General features: G+C 35.3%; 12 protein-coding genes. 2 read left to right on the plus strand and 10 right to left on the minus strand.

What is annotated here, in order from left to right:
- Positions 1 to 882 (plus strand): DUF349 domain-containing protein (locus tag Q0505_RS09135; protein WP_299211781.1); only part of this gene is annotated, 882 nt, incomplete at its 5' end.
- Between the two features lie 133 nt (positions 883 to 1,015).
- On the opposite strand, the gene Q0505_RS09140 is transcribed toward Q0505_RS09135, so the two are convergent.
- The 4 genes from Q0505_RS09140 to Q0505_RS09150 form a co-directional block, all read right to left on the minus strand.
- Positions 1,016 to 1,393 (minus strand): LysM peptidoglycan-binding domain-containing protein, encoded by a 378-nt coding sequence (locus Q0505_RS09140; protein ID WP_299211784.1) that lies wholly within the window; start codon positions 1,391 to 1,393, stop codon positions 1,016 to 1,018.
- Between the two features lie 174 nt (positions 1,394 to 1,567).
- Entirely contained in the window at positions 1,568 to 2,380 is an 813-nt protein-coding gene (locus Q0505_RS09145) for a head GIN domain-containing protein (protein WP_299211787.1), read from the minus strand.
- Positions 2,377 to 2,547, minus strand: a complete 171-nt coding sequence (locus Q0505_RS21425; protein WP_366519387.1) for a hypothetical protein — start codon at positions 2,545 to 2,547, stop codon at positions 2,377 to 2,379. Before Q0505_RS21425 ends, Q0505_RS09145 begins: the two co-directional genes overlap by 4 nt.
- A 119-nt stretch (positions 2,548 to 2,666) precedes the next feature.
- Positions 2,667 to 3,473, minus strand: a complete 807-nt coding sequence (locus Q0505_RS09150) for an acyloxyacyl hydrolase (protein ID WP_366519388.1) — start codon at positions 3,471 to 3,473, stop codon at positions 2,667 to 2,669.
- 193 nt (positions 3,474 to 3,666) lie between these two features.
- Between Q0505_RS09150 and Q0505_RS09155 the strand changes: the two genes are divergently transcribed.
- Complete coding sequence (locus tag Q0505_RS09155; RefSeq protein ID WP_299211790.1) at positions 3,667 to 5,088, plus strand: CotH kinase family protein; 1,422 nt, start codon at positions 3,667 to 3,669, stop codon at positions 5,086 to 5,088.
- A gap of 148 nt (positions 5,089 to 5,236) precedes the next feature.
- On the opposite strand, the gene Q0505_RS09160 is transcribed toward Q0505_RS09155, so the two are convergent.
- From Q0505_RS09160 to Q0505_RS09185, 6 genes are all read right to left on the minus strand, one after another.
- Positions 5,237 to 5,665, minus strand: a complete 429-nt coding sequence (locus Q0505_RS09160) for a hypothetical protein (RefSeq protein ID WP_299211793.1) — start codon at positions 5,663 to 5,665, stop codon at positions 5,237 to 5,239.
- A 177-nt stretch (positions 5,666 to 5,842) separates the two neighbouring features.
- Positions 5,843 to 6,832 (minus strand): 2-hydroxyacid dehydrogenase, encoded by a 990-nt coding sequence (locus tag Q0505_RS09165; RefSeq protein ID WP_299211806.1) that lies wholly within the window; start codon positions 6,830 to 6,832, stop codon positions 5,843 to 5,845.
- 174 nt (positions 6,833 to 7,006) lie between these two features.
- The gene (locus Q0505_RS09170) at positions 7,007 to 7,549 is read right to left on the minus strand and encodes a DinB family protein (RefSeq protein WP_299211796.1); all 543 of its coding nucleotides are present in this window, start codon (positions 7,547 to 7,549) and stop codon (positions 7,007 to 7,009) included.
- Between the two features lie 124 nt (positions 7,550 to 7,673).
- Positions 7,674 to 8,792: a hypothetical protein gene (locus tag Q0505_RS09175; RefSeq protein ID WP_299211799.1), complete on the minus strand. Its 1,119-nt coding sequence runs from the start codon at positions 8,790 to 8,792 to the stop codon at positions 7,674 to 7,676.
- Positions 8,793 to 9,082: 290 nt separating this feature from the next.
- Positions 9,083 to 10,300 (minus strand): DUF418 domain-containing protein, encoded by a 1,218-nt coding sequence (locus Q0505_RS09180; protein WP_299211803.1) that lies wholly within the window; start codon positions 10,298 to 10,300, stop codon positions 9,083 to 9,085.
- A 397-nt stretch (positions 10,301 to 10,697) separates the two neighbouring features.
- Complete coding sequence (locus Q0505_RS09185) at positions 10,698 to 11,990, minus strand: putative inorganic carbon transporter subunit DabA (RefSeq protein ID WP_366519389.1); 1,293 nt, start codon at positions 11,988 to 11,990, stop codon at positions 10,698 to 10,700.
- Between the last annotated feature and the right edge of the window lie 15 nt (positions 11,991 to 12,005).

Below are 12,005 nucleotides of genomic sequence, written 5' to 3' on the forward strand. Positions count from 1 at the left end.
AAGGTTAAAGAAGTAGAAGCATTAAGAGAAGCCTTCTTCAAATCAGGACGCGTGGCTAATGATGTAAATGAAGAAGTGTGGGCGAGTTTTAAAGGGGTCGTTAAAGAATTTAATCATAAAAAGAATGCATTCTATAAATCTCAAAAACAAGAACAGTTTGAAAATCTTAATAAGAAACTAGAACTGATTAAAATTGCTGAAGAGAATAAAGATAGCGATGACTTCCCAGCAACTATTGATCTTATGAAGCGCATTCAAGCCGATTGGAAAAAGATTGGGCATGTGCCAAGAAAAGATAGTGATAAGATTTGGAAGCAATTTAAAAATGCGTGTAATCACTTTTTTGATCGCTTACATAAATCCAAGAAACAAGCAAATGCAGGAGAAGAAGAAGCGTATGTTAAAAAACAAGCGCTGTTAGAAACCATTAAAGGATTAAAATTAAAAGGAGACCATCAAGAAAACCTAGCTTTAATAAAAGAGCATATTTCAACTTGGAAAACTATCGGGCGCGTACCTTATTCAAAACGTAAAATAGACGAAGTTTTCAATAAAGAGCTAGATAATCTTTTTGGACAATTAGATATTGATAAGAAAGAATCTGAGATGATCCGATATGAGAATCGTATGCAATCTATGGTAGGGGAGAATGATGAAAATGCCTTAGAAAAAGAACGCTTCTTTATCAGTAAAAAAGTACAAGAAATTAAAGCAGAAATTAATCAATTAGAAAATAATTTAGGATTCTTTCAGCATGTTGCAGATGATAATCCTCTTGTAAAAGAAGTGCATAAAAATATTAATAAACACAAAGAAGCATTGGCTATTTGGGTAGCAAAACATAAAAAAGTAAAGAAAATGCTAGCGGGTCTTAATGATTAGATGATCACTTTATATAAGCCAATTATAGTTTTTGATTACTAGCCATTTGCATTAATTATTTAGATTAAACTAAAAATAAAAAAAATCCCCACATTGGGGATTTTTTTTATTTAAAATACCTACAACTTTTCTATTAAAGATGTGGTATGATTAATTCTTGATCTGGGTGAATTACATCTGCACTTTTTAAGATGTGTTTGTTTGCTTCAAAGATTTTTGGATACTTCATTGGGTCTCCGTAGTAATGCTTAGCAATTTTACTTAACGTCTCTCCACGAGAAACCGTATGATGAGCAAAAACAGAAGTATTTTCTACCTTAATATCTGCCATGATATCTGAAGGGTTTTCTCCTCCAGCTTCTTTAATTGCGTCCCATATCAGATTTTTATGATACTGATTTTTTGCTGTACCGTGAACTTGTAAAACGCCATTTTCTACTTTTACATCACCATTCTTTATCTCTAGTTTTTCTCCTAAATCTAGAACTTTCTGATATTTTGCTTTGACCATAATTTTTATTTTAAATGTTAATACTTGTAAATATACAAATACCCATTATAAGTTAATAGGAATAGGTATGTAGAGTTGTATGTTTTTCCGATGAAAAGGTGCTTTATAACGTCATACAGCTATTAAGTAGTCAAATGTATCCAGATGAATACACTTAACTTACAGTGTATATACTTACTCTTCAAATAGAAGTCGTCCCGTAAAGAGTTCTTCTACATCAATGATAGGAGGTTGATTTTTTGCTATAACGTCACCAGTGGCTCGTATTGCACCCGTAATACTTAGTTGCGGGTTAACAATCATAGGAGCGGCACCCACATGTTGTACAATTACATCTTGGGCAATAAGATTTTCTCCAAATAGTGTTGGAAATTCATCAGAGAAATTCACATTAAGTAGCTCTGTAGTACCCGTAATATAAAAATCACTCATTCCATTTGCGACAATAGTGATTCTTTCTGACTCAAAATCTAAAAAGAAATCCCCTGTTTTATTAGCACTTTCAATACCTGGTGTGGTGACACTTTCTAATTGCACATTGGGAAATGTAAGCGTCCCATTACTGCGTATTTCATACGTAGCACTGTTTTTTATAAACGTAAGATTTGGTACGGTGATACGTACGAGTGTACGCCCAAAATCTCTGAAGATATTACATCCATTTTTATTTTGCATAATAAATGTTTCGTCTTCTACTTTAAATACAAGGTCATTAAAAAGGTTTTCTCGGGTTTCAATAATAATATGTTGCGTATCTCCTTGTGTGATTTCAAGACGTATATCATTCTCCGTACGTACTTTATTAAAAAAAGGAAGCTCTAGCGTTCTTGTAATGGCATCTCCATCGGTTTGGAGACAATCGGTAGCATCTTCAGAGTCACAACCAGAAAATACAGCTACTAGGCCTATATAGAGGAATGCAGTCAATATACGCTTTCGCGAAAGCGTACTAAACATCCATCCCGGTATGTTCAAAATATGTTTCATAATCGATATCCTATTCCAAATTCAACAGCTTCTGCCTTGGCACCGTGTGCTTTTACAGTCACTACTCCAAAAAAATGATCTCCAAAATAACGTTTGAGTCCAATTCTTTCATAAATACGACCTTCAAAATCATACGGGTAGTACACATAATACCCTAGCTGACTCACAAAAGCAATGCGCCCGAAACGGAGTTCGTGACCTATAAAAACGCCTACACGTTTCCAATCTTCATCGCCTTGTGTTCCAAATTGTGGGAAGGCAATCGCTTCAAATTCAATCTTTTTTTTTAAAAAGCGAGCAAAAAGACATCAACACCCGCTTGTAAAGTACTTTTATAAGAAATACGTTTGTCTACAAAAGCAGAAGCAATAAAAAAGGGATGTTGTCCTAATCCTAACCGATCGCTCTCATTAGCGCCTCCACGAAGCACGAAATTATAGGAGAGAGGTTCTGTATATTTTTTAGTTCCCAAAGGAATATATTCAGGAATTTCTTGGTCTTTTGGTGTATAGACAAGTCCAACATTAGCGGCGAGTGTATTCAGGCTAGAGTTTGGGGCACGTACATTTCCATTTGAATAATGGGTGATAATGAGTCCTCCTTGTATATGTATTTGGGGAGTGAGTTGTTGTTTGTAATTAAGTAGGAGGTAAGTAGGGCTTAAAAGGTGTGATCCAAATGCATTGTTCTTCTTATTGGTGTTGATGTCAAATGGATTTGTATTGTATCCAATACCTTGCGCTATTCGAAACTGGAGTTTTCTTTTTAGAAAATAAAAAGAATAATGCCCAAAAAGGCTGTAGTTTTTGCCTACAAATTCATTTCCAAAATCTTGATACATAAAGGAAAATCCCCAATCTGGATAGTTATACCTACGTTCCCATTCGTTAAGTCCGTATGTTTTACGGTTATAACTCAGAATAACTCCTTTAGGGTGCTCTGTGATGAGATGCGCAATGTCTTTACTGTGTTCCAGAATATTCCCATAAAAGTACTGGATATCTACATCAAAAGGCTTTTTGACAGATTCCTGCGCATATATAAAAAGACTGTTGCAAAGTATGAGCAACAGCGTTAGTACTCTTTTGGGCATAGATTTTGTTTATAATAGCGAAAATATAAAAATAGAAAGGTTTTTAAGGGGTTGTTCATAAATTATGATCTAGATTATATTAAATGCGATTGATTTGTTACTTGAAAACTATGATATATCTTGCACTCCTAATAAATAATACGCCTACCCATACCTTACACGATTAAAAATAATGTACACTACACCTAATTATATGAATCGTTTTATACTGTTTGTTTGTTGTCTTTTTTTTGTAGCTAGTTGCAATGCCCAGTCAGATATACAGTCCATAGCCATAGACGATTCTTTGTCTATGGCAGTGATGCCGTATCAGATGCTTAAAAATGGAAAAGGAGATCAGCAAATTGTATATAAAAATGAGCGCTATACGGTCAAACTTTCTAAAAGAAAAGCGCTTACCGCAGCAACACATCGTCTTATCAATTCAAAAGGAAAAACCTTTACTTTATACATCACAAAACATCCTTTATTTCAATTTTATATTGATGAACCCATTGTGAATGAGCCAAAACGGATGGCAACCCTAACATACGCAGATTCTGATACCATCCTACAAACCAACGCTGGGATCGAATTACGGGGAAGTAGTTCGCTTATATTTCCTAAAAAAACGTATGATATCAATTTATATAAATCATCAGAAGGAGTGTCCAACAAAGACCTGACTATGATGGGTATGCGAAATGATGATGATTGGATTCTAGATGCTGTTCATAATGAACCTCTCAGAATGAGATCACATTTATCTTATCAACTATGGAAAGAGATTCATACCCCGTATTACCTTAAAAAAGAGCCTGAAGCCAAAGCGGGCGTAGAAACGCGTTATTGCGAAGTATTTATTAACGACCGTTACAAAGGATTGTATCTGTTAAGCGAACAAGTTGATCGTAAATTATTGAAAATTAAAAAAAACAAAGGCGATACCATACGCGGAGAACTTTTTCAAGGGGCACGATATCTCGGCGCCTCTTCTTTTGACTCTATCCCTCAAAAAAAGAATTACCTGCTCTCTTGGGGCGGCTATGACATCAAATATCCTGTTCCTAATGATACCCCTTGGGATAATCTATATGATTTCACCGATTTTGTCTTACATAGTGATGATACCGCTTTCGCGAAAGACATCTCGTCACGATTCCAGATAGAGAATGTTATTGATTATTTCTTATTTATCAACGCTTTACGAGCGCCCGATAATTTAGGGAAGAATATTTACGTAGCGCGTTATAAAGAAGGAGAGCCTTATTTTTATGTCCCTTGGGATCTTGACGGAAGCTTTGGTACGATCTTTAGCGGGAAGCGGATTCCGACTACAAATGACTTCTTAACCAATGGCCTCCTACGACGGTTAATTGCCGTCAATCCAGACAACTTTATCCAACGCTTTCAAAACCGATGGATCGAATTGAGACAAAGTGTTTTTGAAACAACAGCACTACAACAACGACAAGCTGATCTCTACACCCAACTTAAAGATGATTTATTGTATGAACGCGAACAAAAACGATGGAATGATTTTATATACGACGCAGAGGGGGTAAGCTATATGAATGATTGGACAGAAAAAAGATTGTTGTTTTTAGATGGGTTTATTGGTAGAATGGGGGAGTAGGGTAAACTGTATTATGGTTATACACTTTTGTAGCTTACTTTCCTATTGGAACTTCCTTAACCGTTGAGTGTACATGACTAATTTTCTAAGTACCCTCTCTTTTTCTCTAAATTTTAGCGACGTATTCTTAAATTTTATATTTTCATCTTTAGGATATTCTATAGTTCATTATCTGATATATGAGTGATGCAATAAATAATAGCGTCCAGAGAACTGTTCTCATCCAGTTTCCTACCACTAATTTTTCACATACTCGTGCAACAGATTTTTTAGTATCAATACTTTGATGAAGCGGAACAAAAACAAGAAATGTCAAAAGCCATAGGGTCATAATAATACCCATGCTTACTAATGTATACCAGTTTTGTGACATCCATAATTGTATCACTCCTAATATAAGCTGACTAAACATTAATGGTAAGACGATAAAGGTGACTCTTTTTGTATAGCTTTTGTGCCAAGTATATAAATTTGTTGTGGAATAATAGGAAAAACTTGGGTATATCACCAATTGTACAGCCCAGATAAGGACCATAAAACCAGCATCAATCATCAAACGTAGTATGTCTAAAGTCATTTTATGCTATATTTCTTATTTTCAAAGCCCATACCGTGAGCAAAAGAATGAATTGCTACTAATCATCTCATAAAAAAAATCTAAAATTGCAACTTATGGTGACACAAAAAAAAGCAATTTCTACGCAAGTCTCTTCTTGAATAAACGAAACCATCCTTTACAAAAATAAAAAGTGTTTTACTTCACTTCATTTTCTAATGCTTTGCTTTTCGCGAAAGCGTGTATATTTTCTAAAGTAGTTGTTGTGATTTCCACCATAGCTTCTTTTGTAAAAAAGGCTTGATGCGAAGTAATTAAGACGTTTGGAAAGCTCATGAGTCTTAAAATTAATTCATCTTGAATGATTCGTTCTGAAAGATCCTCAAAGAAAAGATTTTCTTCTTGCTCATAGACATCAATGCCTAAATATCCAATTTTCTTATTTGTAAGCCCATCAATAGCATCAGGTGTGTTAATTAAAGCGCCTCGGCTTGTATTAATAATCATAACACCTTCTTTCATCGTTGCAATGGAAGCTTTATCTATGATGTGCTTGGTATTCTCATTTAGCGGACAATGCAAAGAAATGATATCTGCTTGTTTGAATACCCCTTCTAAACTCAAATATTCTATACCCAGCTCTTTAAGTTCGCTATTTTCGGAAATATCAAAGGCGATAATTCTGCACCCAAACCCTTTTATTACCTTACAAAAGGTAGCTCCAATTTGACCAGTACCTATAACGCCTACTGTTTTTTTGTGCACATTAAATCCAATCAGATTCTTCAATGAAAAATTACCTTCACGTACTCGGTTATATGCTTTATGTGTCTTTCTGTTTAAGGTTAAAATCAGTGCCATCGCATGTTCGGCAACAGCTTCTGGAGAATACGTAGGGACTCTAACTACTTTAATCTCATGTTTTTTAGCTGACTCAATATCCACATTGTTGAACCCAGCGCATCTTAATGCAATTAATCCGACACCATTATTAGATAGAATTTCTATGGTTTTTTCATCAACAATGTCATTCACAAAAACACAAACGACGTCAAATCCATCAGTAAGATTCGCAGTATCAGCATGTAAGTTTGTTTCAAAAAAGGAAAAATTGAAATCGTAATCTTGATTATATTTTTCAAAGTAATGTTGATCGTATGATTTTGTACTAAAGACTGCTATTTTCATTTTCATCCAATGGGCTATACCGTGATTGTATAAGATTAGTCACGTTGTTTAAGCAACTAATTTAGTAATTACAAACTAAATAAAAATCTTTATAGCTTTTCGCGAAAGCGGAAAAAAATAAAAATTTAAACTTAATTTTAGAGTGTACTGCTTCTTCAATTTACCGAATTTATGCTATTGAAACAGCACATATCTTGGTGGCGTAATTCCGTTGAGTCTCAGATACACAAGCATTTGAGCTCTGTGATGCGTGATGTGGTCTGCAAGTAATAAGAAGATTTGTCGCTTCGTTCTAGTCAATCCAAAATAGTCTAACTCGTTATCAAGTTGAGTCGCATCAAATTGTTTGAGTAATTTTATAGTTTCGTCAAAAGTCTTGTCTATGGTTGCCATCATTTCTACCTTAGACTTATTGGTAACTTTAAATAGAACGTCCGTATTCCAATCTCTGGATTCCCGACCGCCTAACAATGACTGGCTGTGCCAATCTATCGCATAGCCTATGTGCATTAAATTTTCGGCAAAGGTTAAGGATCCTTCTGAGGCTTTAAAGCTGTAGGTATCTTCTGGCATCATGTCTGCCACCAACATTATATATTTCTTAGAATTTTCTAAACGTTCTACAAAGTCTTTTATAAAATGATCTTCCTGAGCCAATAGCGGTGTTGTAACCGAATTAAATAGCATAAAAATGGTAAGGATACGTACGTATTTCATTGGAATGTGAATTTCGTTCTAATTATTTAAACTGTTTGTTCCGCTTTCGCGAAAGATGCTATTTGGTAGTCTATGTAAACTGTCAATTATATATGTGATTTTACGAGTAGTAGAGCGTCAGCGGTTAGTTATCTACATATTTCGATACATCAATAGTTAGTTCCTCTCCCGTTTCTTTAAATAAGGAAACACTTTTTAAATCGCCATTTCTGGTATATTTTCCTTTTATAAAAACATTTCCATTTTTATAAAACAGCTCGAAAGTACCATACACGTGGTCATCATCTTCAGAGAAACTATAATATCCTAACTTTTCACCTGTCTTATACCTCATATTGACAACTCCAACAATGTATTCTTCCTTGTTGTAAGTTATGGTATTAAAATGTTTTTCATCATTTAGTGTATCTAAAAAATCGAGATCATAATCATCACAGAGATCATCTATAAGATCGTAAAGCTCAAAATCATCAGAAAATTCAGTCCAAGTGCCTACTTTATAGTTGTTCTTAAAGTTCCCTTCTTCAATAGTAATTCCCTCTTCATTATACTTGGTATATTTTCCGTCTAGCATTCCTTTTTTATACGTACCAACTTCTCTCACACCAAATAAAGTATAATCAAAACTACCGTTAGGCTCTCTGTCTACTAAGTCTAAAGTCACAACAGGGTTTCCTTCGGCATCGCCTATTCTATAGGTGTTTTCTTCATAATTATATTCTATATAGTGAATCTTGTAAGTGTCATCGTGTTTTACTTTGTGGATTTGATAGTAGGGCTTTTCTAATGGAGTATTTCCTTCAAATCGAGTACTTCGTACCACCGTTTGTTTATCAGAATAGGTGTTTCCATGGTATTTATAGGCTGTTGCTGTTCCACCTGATAAAAAATTTGCATATTGGGTCATAAACCCCTCCGAATTAAATTTCATAGAGAAACTATCGTCAGCATAATCTTCATACGATTTCCACACTGCCTTCCTTAAATTAATAGCTCCTTTCCAAGAACTTCCATTGTCAGTAATGTCCAAATAGATTTTATCGATGTATTGTTTAAACCCTTCCTTGGTGGTTGTAATGCTTATTTTATGGCTATAAGGATCTAATTCAAGATTATCATAATTGGATTCAAAATGATAATCAAGCCAATGATTTGCAGAATTTAACTGATCACTCTTAGGATACTTTTGAGAAAAAACACTTAAGGGTAACATGAAAATAAGGAGAAAAACAACAGTCTTCATTCTTTAGGGATTTAGTGATTACAAGGCATTTGTGCACGTGTAGTTATAGCTGTAAGTAACTAATTTAGAAAATAAAAACCAAATCTGTTTTTAAAAAGTAGATTAGGTTTCCGACTTCGATTACGCTTAGAACTGGTTTCGCGAAAGCGGAAGCAAGTGAAAAATAGAAAGTTTGAAGTGAAAATATATGCTGATAGTCAACGTTGATAATCGATGTTTAAATGCTCTAGGTTGCTTCAAAATCAAATGTTTTGCTCCTTAAAACACTTATGGGCTTGTCCCGAAATTGTTTATTTAGTCTTTCTCTTCATAGGAAACACTTTAAAGAAAGTAAGACTTCGCCATAGCCATTCAAGTGGACCGTAGGTAAAGTGTTGCATCCAAATCTTGCTACCCCAAACTTGTATGGCAATCAGAGCGATGGCGATCAAAAGGGTGTACGTATTTGAAATTTCTCCCAGAAAACCAAACCCCCAGCCATATAGCAGCATCGTACCCAATATACTTTGCATCACATAATTGGTTAACGCCATTCTTCCGTAAGGTGCAAACTTAGACAGCCACTTTTCTGATCGTACTTTTCTGTATAGCATGACAAAGAGGGCTAGGTACATCAACGTCATAGATAAATTGACTAAATCATAGCCTGAAAGCCCAATCATTGCCAACCAACTATTCATATTTACTTCATTACCCATACTGATAAAGACGCCAGCGGTAATCCCGAGCGACAGGACAAATAAAATAGTAGATCCGATGAGGATTTTTTTGGTGAATGTTCGCTCTTCCTGAAAACGTTTAAAAAATCCAGAGCGTCCTACATACAATCCAACCAAAAAGAAAGCAAACGTAAAATATCCTCGACCGAAGATGCCGTATTGAAAATTCATTTTATCAAGATGCCCTTGCCAGCTATTGGTCGCAAAAACGTCCGATAGACTTCCGTTTTTTATAGTGTTGTAATAATCACTTATATGCGTGCTTTCCATATCGATGGGATCTACATCCAGAAACAGGTGCTCTCCTTGCGTAAAATAGAAAACGATATATCTACCAAGTCCGAGAAATAATAAGGCAGCAAACCCAAGGACCCATTTATTATTCAGTTTAAAAAAGGGAATAAGAAAGATGCCGAGCATCGCATATATGGTTAAGATATCACCTCTGTAAAACAGACTATGTATGTAGCCAATAATAAAAAGTAACAATAGCCGCCATAAGAATCTACCGCCAAAGGTTTTCCCTTTTTTGGACCCATTATCCATTTGGATAAAGAAACTGATCCCGAATAAAAAGGAAAATAGGGCAATAAATTTACCTCTAAGAAAAACGCCAATAAGGCCTTCTATAATTTGATCTGACAGCCCTACACGCACTGCTTCTCCATGACTTTCTGGCGATCCAGCACCAAGATACTGCTCTACCATGTGACAAATTAAAATACCAGCTAATGCAAACCCACGTAGTGCATCAATAATTTCAATTCTAGGTAATTTTGAAGAAGACATGATGGATTGATTTTTTGATTGATTTATGTATTATTCCTTTTTTGCTTACGCGAAAGGTATTTTTGCAACACCCATTCTTTCAGTTGCTATACGCATTAATGCAAGTAATTCTAGAGTAAGCAGACGTATGATGTACTTTATTTTGATTAGATTAAATATACAATGAATTTTGATGATACGTGTAGCGTGTATTTTTTGTAGCGTTATACGCTTTCGCGAAAGCGTACTTAAAACCCATTGATTATAAAAAGATTACAGATGTTTTACTCATAAAAAAACTCCAGAAGTCCTGGAGTTTTTTGGCGATAGTGAATCTAAATGGTTTATCGTTATTTCAGAAATTTTACAGGGAATAACCTGCTTTATAATTTCTGATGATATGCAATTACTTTAGGATTTAAGAAAGTACTTCTTCAAATACTGGAGTATCTACTTGTTTAGATACCTCTTCTTTACCTGATGTAGGATTGTCACTGAAGTCCCATTTAAAATCCTTTTTGTATCGTTTTATTCTATTTTCTTGTAATGGATCCATCACCAAGAGATAAATCCACTCATTGTCTAATAGTGTTTTAAGATGTTCATTTTGCCTAAGGATTAGTTCGACTCTTTCTGTAGGTGCTTGTACAAGAACACTAAGGCGTAAAGGTTGGTGGTATATCTCTTTATCTGCTTGATTTACAGATTGTAAAGGAAGTCCCATTTTAAGGTCTCCTCCGTTCCCTTGTACTACACCAAATTTACCAGTAATATTATGTGTAATCTTGCTTCCTCCACCAAAAGTTTCATTATCTACAGTAGAAAAGTAGTAGTGGTTATTGATCCATTGGGTAACGACCATTGGACCTTGTAAGATTCCCTCAAGCGCCTTACCAGTAGTATCCATTTTCCAATCATAGGAGTGAAGGAAACAACGACTATCAAGATGTACGTTTTTAGTTAGTTCACGTGGTGCGATGATAAAGCCTGCGTTTTTGGCTAGACCCCATTCTGGTCTGGTCTCACCCCAATTATTTGCCTTTTCTTGCGCTAGGGCGATACTGTTCTTTTTAGTACTTAGCCTTTCTTGCGTCGCTGTTTGTTGTGCTTTGTACAGATCTGTTTTTACTTTTTGAAGTTGTTCTTGATGCGTATCAGGAACTTCTGCATCAAAGATGGTAATTTCATCTGTGGTGGTGTTGTGTTCTGCTCCTATAAAAATTGTACTGGCAGGGATGACTAGTTGGTGTTCTACAGCTAGTTGATGTCTCACTTCAGAGATGTTTGCTAGTTTTGCTAGCATACGGGCATTATGCCTACCAGGGCTTGCTGCACAGGCGCCACAATCTAAACTTGATCCGAAGGGGTTATTAGCAGAATGACTTCCATGCCCAACAAAAAGAACCAAAGGGGCAAAGTTTTTCCAACCCGTTAAGTCAAAGGCAGATTTTACAATCGCCACTTTTTCTTGTAAGGAAATTCCAGAATCATCATGCGATGGTGTCTGTGAAAGCTCTATTTTAGGTTGGCAAATAGCTTCGTGTGTCGTTGCGTTTTTTGTTTTTAGTCTGTAAGAATATCCTGGCGTGATCGTGCGCGCAAAAGAGGCGATCCCGTAAAAAATACCAGATCCTTCTACATATCCAAAAGCAGATGGTAACATATTTTTCATTCGCTTTAAGAAGTAGTTCCAAAATTTACTTTTCTCGATATTTCTTTGCTATGA

The sequence above is a fragment of the uncultured Dokdonia sp. genome, assembly GCF_937910895.1.
Lineage (GTDB): Bacteria > Bacteroidota > Bacteroidia > Flavobacteriales > Flavobacteriaceae > Dokdonia.

Bases quoted from the DNA above. Each gene is read 5' to 3' on its own strand.
- Q0505_RS09140 (WP_299211784.1), bottom strand. From the start codon at position 1,393: ATGGTCAAAGCAAAATATCAGAAAGTTCTAGATTTAGGAGAAAAACTA.
- Q0505_RS09145 (WP_299211787.1), bottom strand. From the start codon at position 2,380: ATGAAACATATTTTGAACATACCGGGATGGATGTTTAGTACGCTTTCG.
- Q0505_RS09150 (WP_366519388.1), bottom strand. From the start codon at position 3,473: ATGCCCAAAAGAGTACTAACGCTGTTGCTCATACTTTGCAACAGTCTT.
- Q0505_RS09155 (WP_299211790.1), top strand. From the start codon at position 3,667: ATGAATCGTTTTATACTGTTTGTTTGTTGTCTTTTTTTTGTAGCTAGT.
- Q0505_RS09160 (WP_299211793.1), bottom strand. From the start codon at position 5,665: ATGACTTTAGACATACTACGTTTGATGATTGATGCTGGTTTTATGGTC.
- Q0505_RS09165 (WP_299211806.1), bottom strand. From the start codon at position 6,832: ATGAAAATAGCAGTCTTTAGTACAAAATCATACGATCAACATTACTTT.
- Q0505_RS09170 (WP_299211796.1), bottom strand. From the start codon at position 7,549: ATGAAATACGTACGTATCCTTACCATTTTTATGCTATTTAATTCGGTT.
- Q0505_RS09175 (WP_299211799.1), bottom strand. From the start codon at position 8,792: ATGAAGACTGTTGTTTTTCTCCTTATTTTCATGTTACCCTTAAGTGTT.
- Q0505_RS09180 (WP_299211803.1), bottom strand. From the start codon at position 10,300: ATGTCTTCTTCAAAATTACCTAGAATTGAAATTATTGATGCACTACGT.